This window comes from Ruegeria sp. AI3, assembly GCF_056541245.1.
Genome location: NZ_JBQFYA010000008.1, coordinates 211,971 through 227,869, shown reverse-complemented (window position 1 = coordinate 227,869; position 15,899 = coordinate 211,971). Strand labels below are relative to the sequence as shown.

At 59.5% G+C, this 15,899-nt stretch carries 14 protein-coding genes; 8 read left to right on the top strand and 6 right to left on the bottom strand.

Going from position 1 to position 15,899, the window contains the following annotated elements; genetic code table 11:
- Positions 1-11: 11 nt before the first annotated feature.
- A complete protein-coding gene (gene amaB, locus ACRZ95_RS14000; protein WP_170679692.1) occupies positions 12-1,508 on the top strand; it encodes an L-piperidine-6-carboxylate dehydrogenase in 1,497 nt (498 codons plus the stop codon).
- Positions 1,509-1,544: 36 nt separating this feature from the next.
- On the opposite strand, the gene ACRZ95_RS13995 is transcribed toward amaB, so the two are convergent.
- On the bottom strand, positions 1,545-3,122 hold the full coding sequence (locus ACRZ95_RS13995) for a DUF5928 domain-containing protein (RefSeq protein WP_170679671.1): 1,578 nt from the start codon (positions 3,120-3,122) through the stop codon (positions 1,545-1,547).
- Positions 3,123-3,263: 141 nt separating this feature from the next.
- On the opposite strand from ACRZ95_RS13995, the gene ACRZ95_RS13990 reads away from it, so the two are divergent.
- Positions 3,264-4,082, top strand: a complete 819-nt coding sequence (locus tag ACRZ95_RS13990) for a sulfotransferase family protein (protein WP_170679669.1) — start codon at positions 3,264-3,266, stop codon at positions 4,080-4,082.
- A gap of 406 nt (positions 4,083-4,488) precedes the next feature.
- Here the strand turns inward: ACRZ95_RS13990 and ilvD are convergent, their stop codons facing one another.
- On the bottom strand, positions 4,489-6,321 hold the full coding sequence (ilvD, locus tag ACRZ95_RS13985; protein WP_170679667.1) for a dihydroxy-acid dehydratase: 1,833 nt from the start codon (positions 6,319-6,321) through the stop codon (positions 4,489-4,491).
- 106 nt (positions 6,322-6,427) lie between these two features.
- On the opposite strand from ilvD, the gene ACRZ95_RS13980 reads away from it, so the two are divergent.
- The 4 genes from ACRZ95_RS13980 to ACRZ95_RS13965 all read left to right on the top strand — a co-directional run bounded on the left by ACRZ95_RS13980 (position 6,428) and on the right by ACRZ95_RS13965 (position 9,388).
- Positions 6,428-6,982 carry a helix-turn-helix domain-containing protein gene (locus ACRZ95_RS13980; protein WP_170379801.1) on the top strand — a complete coding sequence of 185 codons (555 nt, stop codon included), beginning with the start codon at positions 6,428-6,430 and terminating at the stop codon, positions 6,980-6,982.
- 24 nt (positions 6,983-7,006) lie between these two features.
- Positions 7,007-7,279 (top strand): CBU_0592 family membrane protein, encoded by a 273-nt coding sequence (locus ACRZ95_RS13975; RefSeq protein ID WP_170679665.1) that lies wholly within the window; start codon positions 7,007-7,009, stop codon positions 7,277-7,279.
- Positions 7,280-7,349: 70 nt separating this feature from the next.
- Complete coding sequence (sseA, locus tag ACRZ95_RS13970) at positions 7,350-8,204, top strand: 3-mercaptopyruvate sulfurtransferase (protein WP_170679663.1); 855 nt, start codon at positions 7,350-7,352, stop codon at positions 8,202-8,204.
- Positions 8,204-9,388: an amino acid aminotransferase gene (locus ACRZ95_RS13965; protein ID WP_170679661.1), complete on the top strand. Its 1,185-nt coding sequence runs from the start codon at positions 8,204-8,206 to the stop codon at positions 9,386-9,388. The genes sseA and ACRZ95_RS13965 overlap by 1 nt, the downstream gene beginning before the upstream one ends.
- A gap of 56 nt (positions 9,389-9,444) precedes the next feature.
- Here the strand turns inward: ACRZ95_RS13965 and ACRZ95_RS13960 are convergent, their stop codons facing one another.
- The 3 genes from ACRZ95_RS13960 to ACRZ95_RS13950 all read right to left on the bottom strand — a co-directional run bounded on the left by ACRZ95_RS13960 (position 9,445) and on the right by ACRZ95_RS13950 (position 11,654).
- Positions 9,445-9,810: a SpoIIAA family protein gene (locus ACRZ95_RS13960; RefSeq protein ID WP_170679659.1), complete on the bottom strand. Its 366-nt coding sequence runs from the start codon at positions 9,808-9,810 to the stop codon at positions 9,445-9,447.
- Between the two features lie 157 nt (positions 9,811-9,967).
- Positions 9,968-11,281 carry an ammonium transporter gene (locus ACRZ95_RS13955; protein ID WP_170472706.1) on the bottom strand — a complete coding sequence of 438 codons (1,314 nt, stop codon included), beginning with the start codon at positions 11,279-11,281 and terminating at the stop codon, positions 9,968-9,970.
- A gap of 34 nt (positions 11,282-11,315) precedes the next feature.
- A complete protein-coding gene (locus ACRZ95_RS13950; protein WP_170379789.1) occupies positions 11,316-11,654 on the bottom strand; it encodes a P-II family nitrogen regulator in 339 nt (112 codons plus the stop codon).
- Positions 11,655-11,914: 260 nt separating this feature from the next.
- On the opposite strand from ACRZ95_RS13950, the gene ACRZ95_RS13945 reads away from it, so the two are divergent.
- Entirely contained in the window at positions 11,915-14,101 is a 2,187-nt protein-coding gene (locus ACRZ95_RS13945) for a PBP1A family penicillin-binding protein (protein WP_170679657.1), read from the top strand.
- A 73-nt stretch (positions 14,102-14,174) separates the two neighbouring features.
- Here ACRZ95_RS13945 and leuB read toward each other — a convergent pair whose 3' ends face one another.
- Complete coding sequence (gene leuB, locus ACRZ95_RS13940; RefSeq protein WP_170679655.1) at positions 14,175-15,278, bottom strand: 3-isopropylmalate dehydrogenase; 1,104 nt, start codon at positions 15,276-15,278, stop codon at positions 14,175-14,177.
- Positions 15,279-15,369: 91 nt separating this feature from the next.
- On the opposite strand from leuB, the gene ACRZ95_RS13935 reads away from it, so the two are divergent.
- Entirely contained in the window at positions 15,370-15,897 is a 528-nt protein-coding gene (locus ACRZ95_RS13935) for a redoxin domain-containing protein (RefSeq protein WP_170679653.1), read from the top strand.
- Positions 15,898-15,899: the final 2 nt, after the last annotated feature.

The following is a 15,899-nucleotide window of genomic DNA, read 5'->3' as shown; positions in this document are numbered from 1 at the left end:
AAGACGTTGTGATGACTGCAGAAACCACTCTGGCAAACCTCGATCTGACCGCAGCAGAGCTGACAGGCGGTACGTTGGCGGTACGGTCTCCGATCGACGGGCGCACTCTGGCCGACGTGCACGAAACACCGGCCTCTGAAATGGAGGCGATCCTGACCAATGCCAAAACCGCCTTCAAAGCGTGGCGCACCGTGCCCGCCCCGCGGCGAGGGGAACTGATCCGTCTGCTGGGTGAGGAATTGCGCGCCGCCAAGGACGACCTGGGCGCCTTGGTCAGTTGGGAGGCGGGCAAGATCACCTCGGAAGGCTTGGGCGAAGTGCAGGAGATGATTGATATCTGCGATTTCGCCGTCGGCCTGTCGCGGCAGCTTTACGGTCTGACCATCGCCTCGGAACGTCCCGGCCACCGGATGATGGAGACTTGGCACCCGGCAGGTCCGGTTGGCGTGATCTCGGCCTTCAATTTCCCGGTTGCGGTCTGGTCGTGGAATGCGGCGCTGGCGCTTGTCTGCGGCGATCCGGTGATCTGGAAACCGTCTGAGAAGACGCCTCTGACCGCGATGGCCTGCCAGAAGATCTTTGAACGCGCGCTGGCCCGGTTCGGGGATGCGCCCGACAATCTGCTGCAAACGCTGATTGGCGGCGCTGCTCTGGGTGAAGCTCTGGTAGCCAGCGAAGACGTGCCAGTGATTTCGGCCACCGGCTCGACGCGTATGGGCCGCGCGGTTGCGCCGATTGTGGCGGCGCGGTTCGGCAAGTGCATTTTGGAGCTTGGCGGGAACAATGCGATGATTGTCGGCCCGTCGGCCGATCTGGAAATGGCGGTGCGGGCGATTGTCTTCTCGGCGGTCGGGACGGCGGGTCAGCGCTGCACGACACTGCGCCGCCTGATCGTCCATAACTCGATCAAGGATGAGTTGGTCGCGCGTCTGAAGAAAGCTTATGCCGGATTGCCCATTGGCGATCCGATGGCCGAGGGCACGTTGATCGGCCCGCTTGTCGATGAGGCCTCAGGCGCGGCGATGACAGCGGCGCTGAAGGCGGCTGAAGCCGAAGGCGGCGTGGTCTTTGGTGGAAAGCGCGTCACCGACGGCGTTCCGGGCGGTGTCTATATGGAGCCTGCCATCGTTGAAATGCCCGGCCAGACAGCAATGGTGAAAACGGAAACCTTCGCGCCGATCCTCTATGTCATGGGCTATGACGATTTCGACGATGCCATCGAGGTTCAGAACGGTGTGCCGCAGGGCCTTTCTTCGTGCGTCTTCACCTTGAACATGCGCGAGGCCGAGCAATTCCTGACCGCAGCCGGATCGGATTGCGGTATCGCCAACGTCAATATCGGCCCGTCCGGCGCCGAGATCGGTGGCGCTTTCGGTGGTGAAAAGGAAACCGGCGGCGGTCGCGAAAGCGGCTCGGACGCTTGGAAAGCCTATATGCGCCGTCAGACCAACACGGTGAACTATTCGGCAGAGCTGCCGCTGGCGCAGGGTGTAAAGTTCGACATCTGAACGCTCGTCCGGCGGCGTGATCGCGCCGCCGGGCCATCAATCTGAAAACAGATAGTCCAGCTGCATGATGGATTGGGCTGTCTCGTTTTTCACACCGAGGAACTTGGAGATTGCGGCCTCATTGTCGGCCCGATCCGATGTCTCGCGCAGGCGCAGATAGCCATCAATCCCGGCCTTGCGGATTTCTTCGGACTCGTGTGCCAGATCATTGCGCAGGGTTGGCAACAGGCGCGCGACGGTCTCGGTCGGGCTGTTTTCACCCGCCAAGCCAACACGGCGCGCATGGCCGATCAGGTAGTCGTCGGAATACTGACATTCGATCTCCAGCACATGGGTCTTGGCGGCATCGCCGCAGAAATCCTGAATGGCGTCCAGATTGGCCGGATCAAGGCACAACGCCAGTTGGTTCGATCCGAAATGATCAAACAGCATTCGCACAACGGCCCGTCTGTGGCGTGAACGTTTGGTCAGAGTCGTCTCGATCCCGCCCAGATCCGGCAGCGGAGTGTCCTGCTCGTTGAACAGATATTCGAGGCAAGGGATGTCGGTGACCGAAGCGATCTGATCCACCAACCGCTTTGCCACGTGCCACTTCTTGCAGACGATCAGAAACAGCTCTCTTTCCGGGCCCAGCGTATTCCCGGCCTCCCAGAACCGCTGGCCGAACCGGCGGCCTACGCGTCCACGCCCGGCAAGGAAGGCATAGAGGTTGCGTCCCTCATCCGAGATCGGGAAATCAACACCGGTGCTCGCGTAGAGCGTCCCGAGACGCTCTTTCAACTCTTGCGCTTCGGGGCTGATCTTACGGGCAAACAGGTAATTCTGCCCCAGCAACATGTCGAAGTGATCATTGTAGAAGGTCACCGGCATGCCGTAATCCGAGAACATCAGGAAGGTTAGCGTGCGGTTTTCGATTTCGCTCTTCGGGATCAGGTGACGGACCAGCGTCTGAAAGAAGGTCTCGTCCGGGATCCAGGTAGAGGAGAAGAACCGGATCACATCGCGCCGCTGTTTCAGAAAATCCAAAATCATCTCGACCGTGCGGCGGCGCAGGCACCACCACTGGCTGCCGATCATCACCTGGATATCGTCGGGGATGTCGCGTTTGACGTTGAAGCGCTTCTGCAACTCGTAAGAGGTATAGAACCGCTTGGGCTGCGTGCGTTCGTTGAAGTAGTGGCGGTAAATCAGCCGGTCTTCTTTCATGCCGGTCTTGATCCAGTTGCTGGCAAAAAAGTCGTGGCTTTCGATGAAATCCGTGTCGTGTTCGTCCAGAAAGTTATGGGCGTATTCCGCGGTCTTGATAGCCATGCAATCGCCCGACAACATGTAGAAATGCGTCGCACGGGGAAAGGCGCTTTCAGCTGCTTGCAAGGCGTGCAGAGTGGCCTGCACCAAAGACCACTCACCCCAGCCGCATTTAATGCGTTTGGCGGCGAAGGTGACGTTCGGGTTGTCCTTCAGGGCCGTGCGAATGCGGTCATAGTCCGACGCCTTGGCCCGCGCATCGAAATGGATTGCCATACAATCGCCAACGGCGGTCAATTGCTCAGCCTGCGCGATGATCGCGTCGGGGTTCTTGTGACACAGCAATATGTAGGCAATCTTCGCCATGTGGGTCCGCTATTTCCGTTTCTGCCCGTTTGCACTCGTGATACTGAGGATGAGCGATTGAATAAACCGAATAGTTTTGGTTCTTTGCTTGTAAAACGACTTACGCGTAACAAGTTCCGAGATTTTGAGGAGGCATAGCAGATGGGGTTCCCCGGCACCTGGATGACCGAGAGTGAAAGCATGGTTTACCGTGTTGTGCCGAAATGTGCCTGCTCGACCATTGGCCAGATCATGTACTATTCCGACCACGGCCAGTTCTTTGATGGCGACATTCATGATGCCAAGGACGGGATGCACAAATGGGCCTTTGACCACAGCCAAGGCATGATCTCGGCCAATGTGCGCAATCATGGGTCTTATGCGTTCACCTGCGTGCGCAATCCCTATACGCGGATCCTCAGCTCATTCTTCGACAAGATCTGTGGCATTCAGCGCAACGGCAAGCGGTACCGAGGCAAGCTGGTGCCGACGCTGGTTTATAACTACGGGATCGAGGTTGGCGGCGACGATGGAAAGGGTGAGTTCGACCAGGTCGCCAGTTTCCGCCGCTTCCTTCTGTTTGCGCGGGATACGATCCGATGGCGCAGGCCGATGGACCCGGATATCCACTGGTCGGCCATGTCGGGGCATGTGTCGACCTTTGTGGTCAACGGCGGGCGCTACGACAACATTTTCTGGACTGAGAAGTTCAACGACGGGATGCAGGACGTTCTGAACCACATCGAGACCTCGCATACCGTAACCTTGTCCGAGATCCCGAGGTTTAACGAATCCGAAGGCCACGGACCCAAGCGCGCTCACCCGGTTGAGGACTATTTCGACGATCTTTCGATGCATCTGGTCTATGAGATCTACAAACAGGATTTCGAGCTGTTCAAATACGATTTCGAAAACCCCGCAAACAAGATGCCGGTGGGTGAGATCGACTTGGATGAAATCCACGCGAAACTCGGGTCGTAGTTCTGGCTGCTTTGGGGCAGGGGAACGCTCCCGCCCATCGTCAATGTCTCTGACGAGACATCTCCTCTGGTTGGGCCGGGCGCAACGCTTTGCGTGGCGCCCGGCCCAAGTCCGAACGGGGTATCGGCGAAGCCGATGGCGCGGGTCGGGCGCGGGAGCGTTTGGGATTGTTGTATTGATCGCAAGGTATCGAATCCCAGCGTACCGGGAGTTGGGGTTCATTGGACGCTCAGTTCGTGAGCGAGGTGCTGACGGCTAATTTCCGTATTCTGAATGACTTCTAAGTCGTGTCGGTCGCATGACTGTATCTCTGAGAGGAATGTCCGACTGAGGGATTGCTCCATGCGCCTCAAAAAGGCCCCACTCGCCTGGCGGATGGGGCCTTTGGGTTTCGCTCCCGAAGACGTTACAGCTCGCGTACCGCTCCCTTTGCTGCGCTGGTGGTCAGCTTTGCATAAGCCTTCAGCGCAGTGGACACTTTGCGTTTGCGCGGTGCGGCCGGGGCCCAGCCTTTTTCGTCCTGAACCTTGCGCCGTTCGGCCAGATCCTCATCCGAGACCGCCAGATGGATCGAGCGGGCAGGGATGTCGATTTCGATCTTGTCGCCGGTTTGCACCAGGCCGATGACGCCACCTTCAGCCGCCTCAGGCGAGACGTGACCAATCGACAGGCCCGATGTGCCGCCCGAGAAACGGCCGTCAGTCAAAAGGGCGCAGGCTTTGCCGAGACCTTTGGATTTCAGGTATGAGGTCGGGTACAGCATCTCCTGCATGCCCGGCCCTCCGCGCGGCCCTTCGTAGCGGATAACCACCACATCGCCCTCTTTCACCTTGCCGGTCAGGATGTCGCTAACCGCCTGATCCTGGCTTTCGCAGACATAGGCCGTACCGGTGAATTTCAGGATGTTCTCATCCACACCCGCGGTTTTTACGATACAACCGTCACGGGCGATATTGCCGAACAGAACTGCCAGACCACCGTCCTGACTGAACGCGTGCTCCTTAGAGCGGATGACGCCGCCTTCGCGGTTGGTGTCCAGCTCTTTATAGCGGTTCGACTGGCTAAAGGCCTGCGTGGTGCGCACGCCGCCGGGGGCCGCCTTGAACAGCTCCTGTGCCTTCGGGTTGTTGGCAACCTTGATGTCCCAGTTGGCAATCGCCTCGCCCATGGTAGCTGAATGCACGGTGCTGCAGCCTTCGTGCAGCAGCCCGGCGCGGCTCAGCTCTCCGAGGATCGAGAAGATGCCGCCTGCGCGGTGGACGTCCTCCATATGCACGTTCTCGGTGTTGGGCGCGACCTTGCACAGGCAGGGCACATTGCGGCTAAGGCGGTCCATGTCGGACATATCGAAATCGACGCCGCCCTCATAAGCGATGGCCAGCAGGTGCAGAACAGTGTTGGTCGATCCGCCCATCGCAATATCCAGCGACATCGCGTTCTCGAACGCATCAAAGGTGGCGATTTCGCGGGGTAGGAAGCCCTTCTCGTCCAGATCGTAGTGCCGTTTGGTGATCTCGACGATGCGGCGACCGGCTTCAAGGAACAGCTCTTTGCGGTCCGAATGGGTCGCCAGGGTCGAGCCGTTGCCGGGCAGCGCCAGACCCAGCGCCTCGGCCAGACAGTTCATCGAGTTCGCCGTGAACATGCCCGAGCAGGAGCCGCAGGTGGGGCAGGCGTTTTCCTCGATATGTTTGACCTGTTCGTCGGTGTACTTGTCGTCCGCTGCGGCAACCATCGCGTCGACCAGGTCGATCTTTTTAACATCCAGATCGGCGATGTCGATCTTGCCAGCCTCCATCGGGCCGCCCGAGACAAAGATCGCCGGAATGTTCAGGCGCATCGCGGCCATAAGCATGCCGGGGGTGATCTTGTCGCAGTTCGAAATACAGACCATCGCGTCCGCACAGTGCGCGTTGACCATATATTCCACCGAATCCGCGATCACCTCGCGCGAGGGCAACGAATAGAGCATGCCGTCGTGACCCATGGCGATGCCGTCATCCACGGCGATGGTGTTGAACTCTTTGGCGACACCACCGGCGGCCTCAACCTCGCGCGCAACCATCTGGCCCAGGTCTTTCAGGTGGACGTGACCGGGCACGAATTGGGTGAACGAGTTGACGATGGCGATGATCGGTTTGCCGAAATCGTCATCCTGCATACCGGTGGCGCGCCACAAGCCGCGGGCACCGGCCATGTTGCGGCCATGGGTAGAAGTTCTGGATCGGTACATTGGCATGATGCTGTTTCCCTTTTGCCCCGGTTGCGATATGCGGGGTGCGTACGTTATAGCGCACGTACCACATGTGCGTTATAACGCACAAGACAAATCGTTGGGCGCGGATATGGAATCGGACGAAATTACGCTGAAACTAAAGGAAGTGCGGGCGGCATCGGGCCTCAGCCTGTCCAAAGTGGCCGAGTTGACGGGTGTCAGCAAAGCCATGTTGGGCCAGATTGAGCGTGGCGAATCAAGCCCCACCATCGCGACCCTGTGGAAAATTGCCAAGGGGTTTCAGGTTCCGCTGAGCGCCTTGATCGGGACTTCGGACGCGCGCGCGCAGGGCGTGTTCCGGACCGTGACCTTTCCGGGCAGCATTCAGGTCAAGATCGTCTTTCCCTTCGATCCCGCCCTTGGGGCCGAGACCTTCCATGTCGAACTGGCCGCCAATCAAAGCCACGAATCCCCGGCCCACGCCGCCGGGGTGACCGAGGAGGTCTTCGTGCTGAACGGCGCACTAGAGGTTTTGCAGGATGGCAAATGGGTCGCCCTAAAAGCCGGTGAGGGGCTGCGCTTTGCCGCCGATCTGCCGCATGGGTATCGCGCTGGGCCAGATGGGGCGGCCTTTCTGAACATGCATCACTATTTTCAACCGGCCGAGCTGGCCTCGGTCGGGTAGCCCGGCCTTTCAGGATAATTTGCAATGACGGACGTGCTGAAAAGCCTGACTATCGTGGATGCCGTGGGATCAGCCGGCGCGCTTATCGTGGTAGCGGCCTATTTTGCAACGCAGATGCGGATGATGAATTCCGACGATCTGGCCTTTCCGGTGATCAATCTGCTGGGGTCGGTGCTGATCGCATACTCTTTGCTGCACAACTTCAATCTGGCCTCGATGCTGATCGAGGGGTTCTGGATCATCATCAGCGTGATCGGGATAATTCAGTACTTCCGGCTGAAACGGGGCGTGGAATAGCGCTAACCCGGCTTGAATACGGCCCTTTGCGCGTATAGGGAAAACCCAACCGCGCTTAGGGGAGGCTTTGATGCAAGACGATCCCAAAACCCTCGTTTCAACCGACTGGCTTGCCGCCCATCTGAAAGACCCGGATCTGCGGATTCTGGACGGATCGTGGTACCTGCCTGCGCAGAACCGTGATGCCAAGGCGGAGTATGACGCGGCACATATCCCCGGCGCCCGGTTCTTCGATATCGATGACATTTCAGACCACCGTTCGGACCTGCCGCATATGGCCCCTCCAGTCGAGAAATTCATGTCGCGCCTGCGCGCTATGGGAGTAGGCGATGGCCATCAAGTGGTGGTCTATGACGGGGCCGGGCTGATGTCGGCCGCGCGTGTCTGGTGGCTGTTCCGGCTGATGGGACAAGAGAATGTCGCCGTTCTTGATGGTGGTCTACCTAAATGGCAGGCCGAGGGGCGCGAGGTCGAAGACCTGCCGCCCGTGATCCGCGATCGCCATATGACGGTGCGGGTGCAGAACCATCTGGTGCGGGACGTGACTCAGGTCTCGGCGGCTGCCAAGCTGGCCGATCATGAGATCATCGACGCCCGCTCGGCCCCGCGTTTCGAGGGCACCGAGGCCGAGCCGCGCGAAGGTCTGCGCTCGGGCCACATCCCGGGATCGCGCAACGTGCCCTTTGGCCAATTGCTGAACAAGAACGGCACGATGAAATCGCCCGAGGATTGCCGCGCCGTATTCGAGGCCGCAGGCGTGGATCTGTCGAAACCCGCGATCACCTCCTGTGGGTCGGGCGTGACAGCAGCGATCCTCAGCCTTGCGCTAGAGCGCATGGGCAAAAAAGACCACTCGCTTTATGACGGGTCATGGGCCGAATGGGGTGCCTTCCCAACCCTGCCTGTCGCAACCGGAGAGAACTGATGTTCGAGAACCTCAAGCCGCAGCCAGCTGACAAGATCCTGGCGCTGATGCAGATGTACCGTGAAGACCCGCGCGATCAGAAGATTGATCTGGGCGTCGGCGTCTACAAGAACGCCGAAGGCGTGACCCCGGTGATGCGCGCCGTCAAGGCCGCCGAAAAGCGCATTCTCGAAGAGCAGGAAACCAAAGCTTATACCGGTCTGGCAGGTGATCCGGCCTATGCCGATGCGATGATCGGCCTGATCCTCGGCGACGCAGTACCGCGCGCTAATATTGCCGCCGTTGCGACCCCGGGTGGCACCGGTGCCTGCCGTCAGGCGTTCGAGATGATCCGCATGGCCAACCCCGAGGCCCGCGTATTCGTGTCGAACCCGACATGGCCGAACCACCTGTCGATCCTGAACTATCTGGGCATGGAGACTGTCCAGTATCGCTACTTCGACGGCGAAACCCGTGGTGTCGATTTCGATGGAATGATCGAAGACCTGAAAACCGCCAAGGCGGGCGACGTGGTTCTGCTGCATGGTTGCTGCCACAATCCCACCGGCGCGAACCTGAACCTGGTGCAGTGGCAAGAGGTCGTGAACCTGATCAACGAGCTTGGCCTCGTGGCGATGATCGACATCGCCTACCAGGGTTTCGGCGACGGTCTCGAAGAAGACGCGCAGGCAACCCGTCTGGTGGCCTCGTCGGTCAAGCGCTGCCTGATCGCAGCGTCCTGCTCGAAGAACTTCGGCGTGTACCGTGAGCGTACCGGCCTTCTGATGGCGATCAGCGATGACGCTGCACAGACCTCGCTGAACCAGTCGACGCTGGCCTTCCTGAACCGCCAGAACTATTCGTTCCCGCCGGATCACGGCGCGCGCGTTGTGACCACGATCCTGACCGATGACGCCTTGCGCGCCGATTGGCAGGCCGAACTGGAAGAGGTTCGCCTGTCCATGCTGGGATTGCGCCAGCAACTGGCCGATGAGTTGCAGCGCCTGACCGGGTCGGATCGGTTCAGCTTTGTCGCCCAGCACCGCGGTATGTTCTCACGTCTGGGTGCAGCACCTAAGCTGGTCGAGAAACTCCGTGCGGACCACGGGATCTACATGGTCGGCGACAGCCGGTTGAACATCGCCGGTCTGAACGCAAACACAGTGCCTATTTTGGCAAAAGCGATCGTGGATGTAGGCTGCTAAGCCACCCTTTGGAAATCAAGAAAGCCGCGAAATTCGCGGCTTTTTTGCTTTGAAGGTTAAGACTTGATCCAAGCCCAGGCTTTATCAAGTTCGTCGGTGGTAAAGTGCTTTTCACGGATGTCGATCATAGCGGCAAATTTCGCGTCGATCTCGACAAGGTGACCCAAGAACACGCTGTCAGCGACAATCGCCAGCTTACCAAGTTTCTTCACATTCTTGATGATCCATTTCAGATCAGTCATTGCGGCCTCAAATGTGGCAGAGACCCCTTTGTCGACGACCACGAGCACGCTGATCTTGGCGTGATCTTTTAGTATGTACTCGGCTTTTGCGATTAACTCACGTTCTTGCGTGATGTCGATTTTGCCAGAGATTTCTAGGCCAAGGATATTGCCCTCGCTTTGGTCCAGCACCTTGTACATAACTCTCTCCCGATCTGATGCACGTCTTTGCGACCGTTGATTGGTCGGCTGTGTTCAGTGTTCAGCCATATACCAGAGTTAAGGGTGCAAGGGATCGAACAAAAGTAAAATGGCCCGGCATTGCGCCGAGCCATTCCAATGGTTTTATGAGTGGCACTTACCCTTTCGAGAATTCGGGGTAAGCTTCCATGCCCAGTTCCGCCATGTCGAGGCCGTTGATCTCGTCCTCTTCGCTGACGCGGATGCCAAGGATGGCTTTGAGGATGGTCCACAGGATCAGTGCGCCGACAAAGGTGAACACACCGTAGGCCGCAATACCCAGCAGCTGGGTGCCCAGAGAGGCCTCACCGTAGAAGATGACGGCGATGGTGCCCCAGATACCTGCGAACAGGTGAACCGGGATTGCGCCGACAACGTCGTCCAGCTTGAACTTGTCCAGCATCGGGACAGTGAAGACCACGATGATACCGCCAACTGCACCGATCCACAGCGCACCGAACAGGGTCGGGGCCAGAGGTTCAGCGGTGATCGAAACCAGACCGGCCAGCGCGCCGTTCAGGACCATGGTCAGGTCAGGCTTTTTGTACAGCAGTTGGGTCAGGATCAGGGCTGTAACAGCACCCGAAGCGGCGGCCATGTTGGTGTTGGCAAAGATGCGCGATACGTCAGTTACGTCACCCACGGTGCCCATCGCCAGCTGCGAGCCGCCGTTGAAGCCGAACCAACCCAGCCACAGGATGAACGTACCCAAAGTTGCCAGCGCCAGGTTCGAACCGGGCATCGGGTGGACTTTGCCGTCCTTGTACTTGCCGATACGCGGGCCCAGAACGATCACGCCTGCCAGGGCTGCCCAGCCACCGACCGAGTGTACGACGGTCGAACCGGCGAAATCCGAGAAGCCAGCTTCAGACAACCAGCCGCCGCCCCACTGCCAGGAGCCCGAGATCGGGTACAGGATACCGGTCAGCACGACTACGAAGATCAAGAAGGGGAACAGCTTGATCCGCTCGGCCACGGCACCCGACACGATGGACGCGGTTGCAGCCACAAAGACCAGCTGGAAGAAGAAGTCCGACCCGATCGAGGCATAGTCCAAAGCAGCCTCGGCAGGGTCAACACCAACCGGGTCCAGCACGGTTGGGCCGCCAATGGCAAAGAAGCCATTGAAGTCGCCCGGGTACATCGTGTTGAAGCCAACCAGCCAGTACATGATCGCGGCAATGGAAAACAGCGCCACGTTCTTGATCATCTGCATGGCCACGTTCTTTGAACGCACCAGACCGCCTTCCAGCATGGCAAAGCCTGCCGCCATGAAGAAGACCAGGAAGCCCGCCATCAGGAACAGCAGGGTGGTGAAGATATACTGGGTGTGCAGCGCAGCTTCGCCTTCGGCGGCGGCCTCTTGCGCCAGACCCATCTGCGGCAGCGCGACAATCGCGGCAGCAGGGATGAGAGATTTCATCAGGTTCATAGTCAGTCCTCGAATGATAGTGAGTGTGGGCGCCTTACAGCGCCTCTTCGTTCGTTTCCCCAGTCCGCACGCGCATGGCCTGCTCGACATCGAGGACGAAAATCTTGCCGTCACCGATCTTGCCGGTCTTGGCTGTGTTGGTGATGGTCTCAACGATCTGATCGGCCATCGTTGCAGGTACAACGATCTCAAGCTTGATCTTGGGTACGAAGTTCACGGCGTATTCCGCGCCACGGTAGATTTCAGTGTGACCGGATTGCGAGCCGAAGCCCTTGATTTCGGTCACCATCATGCCGCGTACGCCCGCTTCGGTCAGTGCCTCGCGCACCTCCTCGAGCTTGAACGGCTTGATTGTCGCAATGATCAGTTTCACGTCTGTCCCCTCTACTACTCCGGATCGGGCCGGCTTGTTTGCACGTGCAGAAAAAGAGCGCGTGTCGGGGCGTTAAGGAACGATTCCCCGACGTGAAACCGACTGAAAATGACGCAATATTGCACAATTTTTGCACAAATAGTGTCTGATGATTAAAAAATAGGCAAAAATGGGAAGGATAGTTCCGGAAAATCGGACCTCAACATAGGCGGGACGTCAGGGTATGGTGAGGCAAAAGTATAAACGGGCAGAGTTTGAGCATGTCTGAGTCCAAGCGCCGCAAACCGACACTGGTCGCGGATAAAAGATACCCTTCGAAGGCGCGCAAACCTTCGACGACCATGCGGGCTGCCAAGCCCGCGGGCAAGAAGTCGACCGCCCGAAAAACCACGACCCGCAAGACGGCACGGAAGAAAACGCGCAAGCGGTCGGGCGGCAACGGCGGAGGTTTTTTCCGTCGTCTGTTCCGCTGGATCTGGCGGCTGGTCTGGGGCGTGACATGGCGCGTTGGGGCCGTGGTCGCCATGCTGATCGCGCTGGCGGTGGGCGTGGTCTATACCTCGCTGCCCGATGTCGATGCCTTGCTGGATGGTCGCGCACGCGGCTCGGTCACGATGTTGGACCGCGATGGCAAGGTCTTTGCCTGGCGCGGGGACCAGTTTGGCGGGGTGATCACCGCCGATACCGTTTCACCCCACCTCAAGAACGCCGTCATCGCGACCGAGGATAAACGGTTCTACCGCCATTTCGGCGTCAGCCCGCGCGGTGTGGCCAGCGCGGTTCGCATCAACCTGAGCGAAGGGCGCGGTCCGCTCTCGGGCCATGGCGGCTCGACCATCACGCAGCAGACGGCCAAGCTGCTGTGTCTGGGCGTACCTTACGACCCTGCCGCGTGGGAGTCGGAGGCCGCTTATGAGGCGGATTGCCGTCAGGGCTCGCTCTGGCGCAAAGGCAAAGAGGCGATTTATGCCCTGGCGATGGAGGTGAAATACTCCAAGGACGAAATCCTGACGATCTATCTGAACCGCGCATTCCTGGGGGCTGGTGCACGTGGGTTCGAAGCGGCCAGCCAGCGCTATTTCGGAAAATCTGCGGCCGAGGTTTCTCCTTCAGAAGCCGCGATGCTGGCCGGTCTCCTGGTGGCACCATCGCGCTATGCGCCGACGAACAACCTGCAGCGCTCGCAGGATCGGGCGCGACTTGTGGTTGGGCTGATGGAAGCGCAGGGCTACCTGTCCGGCGCGCAGGCCAGTGAAGCGCGTGCCCGTCCTGCGCAACTCTCCGAAGCCGCTGCTGCCCGTGCAGGCGGCTATTTCGCCGATTGGGTCATGGCCAGCGGGCCAGAGTTCTTCACCCGCAACACCACCGAGGATGTGGTGATCCGCACGACATTGGACCAGCGCATCCAGACCTCGGCCGAAGAGGCGCTGCAATTCATCTTTCAGGAGAAGGTCCGGGAAGGGTCGAAAGCGCAGGCCGCGATTGTTGTGATGTCGGCGGATGGGGCGGTGCGCGCCATGGTTGGCGGCCGCAAAACCCGCGTCTCGGGCGCGTTTAACCGCGCGACACAGGCGCTGCGGCAGACCGGGTCGTCGTTCAAGCCTTTTGTCTATGCTACTGCGTTGGAGCTTGGGTATTCGCCCTATGATACGGTGATGGATGAGCCCTACTGCGTGAACATCCCCGGATCGGGTCAATGGTGCCCCAAGAACTACACCAACAAATACTATGGGCAGGTTACGCTGGCGGACGCGCTCAAGAACTCTCTGAACATCCCAGCGGTGAAAGTGGCCGAGATTTCGGGCCTCGACAATGTGCGTACGGTCGCCACCGGTTTCGGGATCGCCAGCGATCTGGCACAAGGCCCCGCACTGGCGCTGGGCGCGTCGGAAAGCACCCTGATCGAGATGACGGGCGCGTATGCGGGTATTCTGAACGGCGGCTCGTCGGTTGAACCCTACGGCCTGACCGAATTGAAGCTGCTGGGCGATGAAACCCCGGTGATGGTGACGACCACGGGGATTGGTGAGCGGGTGATCAATGACAAAGCCGCCAAGGAACTGATCTGGATGATGGAGCGTGTGGTGTCCGAGGGCACAGGTGGCCGCGCCCAGCTGCCGGGATGGCAGGTGGCAGGCAAGACCGGAACGACCCAGGCGGCGCGGGATGCTTGGTTCATCGGGTTCACGGCCGACTACGTGGCCGGTGTCTGGATGGGCTATGACGACAACACGCCCCTGTCCGGTGTCACCGGAGGCGGGTTGCCGGCCGAAATCTGGAAAGAGACGATGCTGCGCGTGACCGAAGGGATGACGCCGACACCTCTGCCGATGATCACGCCAGAGCCGCCGGTGCAGGTCGCGCAACCTCAGCCCCGCCGCAATCAGGGCGGAGGGTTCGAGCGTGCCATCAACAACTTGATCCGGGATATCTTCGGCGGAAACTAGCGCGCTAGGGTCCAAGCATTAAAAAAGGCGGCACACCCGGTGCCGCCTTCTTCAATTCAAACGTGATCTGGGATCAGACGCTGGCGTCCAGCGCTGCCAGAATTGCGTCGCCCATTTCTGTGGTTGTAACCGGAGTCACACCTTCATCGGCCAGCAGGTCTGCGGTGCGAACGCCGTCGGCCAGCACTTTCTCAATCGCGGCTTCCAGACGGTCGGCTTCGTCCCCCTGATCAAAGCTGTAGCGCAGCGCCATTGCAAAGCTGAGAATACAGGCGATCGGGTTGGCTTTGCCTTCGCCCGCGATATCCGGTGCCGAGCCGTGTACCGGCTCATACATCGCCTTGGGACGACCATTCTCCATCGGGGCACCCAAGGAGGCCGAGGGCAGCATGCCCAGCGATCCGGTCAGCATTGCGGCGCAATCCGACAGGATGTCGCCGAACAGGTTGTCAGTCACGATCACGTCGAACTGCTTGGGCGCGCGCACCAGCTGCATCGCGCCGTTGTCGGCATACATGTGGGTGACTTCGACCTCGGGGTAATCCTTGGCGACCTCATTCACCACTTCGCGCCACAGAATGCCCGATTCCATGACATTGGCTTTTTCCATCGAGCAAAGCTTCTTGTTCCGGCGCATCGCCAGTTCAAAGGCCGAGCGCGCGGCGCGTTCGATCTCGGATTCGGTGTAGCGCTGAGTGTTGACGCCCACACGCTCATTGCCTTCCTCGAAGATGCCGCGCGGCTCGCCGAAATAGATGCCCGAGGTTAGCTCGCGCACGATCATGATATCCAGACCTGTTACAACATCGGTTTTCAGCGACGAGAAATCCGCCAGCGCGTCAAAGCATTGGGCCGGGCGCAGGTTGGAATAGAGGTCCATTTCCTTGCGCAGGCGCAGCAAGCCGCGTTCGGGCTTCAGGCTGAAGTCCAGATCGTCGTATTTCGGGCCGCCAACAGCGCCCAGCAGAACCGCGTCTACCTCTTGGGCTTTGGCCATGGTCTCATCCGACAGGGGTTTGCCATGGGCGTCATAGGCCGCACCGCCGACCAGATCCTCGCTCACGTCAAAGTGAAGGCCGCGGTTGGTGTCGAACCAAGAGATGATTCTGCGCACTTCGGCCATAACTTCCGGGCCAATTCCGTCTCCGGGCAGGATGAGGAGCGAGGGGTTGGACATCGACAGTCTCCTTGCGTTTCGTCGCAAAGGGCCTAGCGTCTGCGCCGCACCGGGTCAATGAGACGAACCGGATGAATCGCGAGGAAAACACATGTTGATACCGGGAAATCCCGTCCCAGGCCTGAAAATCGAAACTGTCGGGCATGGGGTGTTCGATCTTGAGGCCGACAAAGGCGAAAACGGAACGCTGGTGATCCAGTATCGGGGACTGCATTGTCCGATCTGCATCAAGCAGATGACCGAGGTCGAAGCGGCGCTGGATGATTTTGCCGCGCTGGGCGTCGAGGTCATCATGATAACCACAGATACTGCCGACCGCGCGGCCGAGGCCGCTGAAAAGGCCGGTGTATCGCGCCTGCGTGTCGGTCACAGCCTGCCGCTGGCCGCGGCGCGTGAGGATTGGGGTCTGAAAATCTCAACCGCGCGTGAAGGCAGCGCCGAACCCGCTTTCTTTGCCGAGCCGGGGCATTTCTATATCGCAACCGACCGGACGCTGTACTACGCGTGGCAGCAGACAACGCCATTTGGGCGTCCGGCCATGGCGGATATCGTTGGCGGTCTGAAATTCACCCTCGGCAACAATTATCCTGCGCGTGGCACCTATACAGGCCCGCTCTAGGC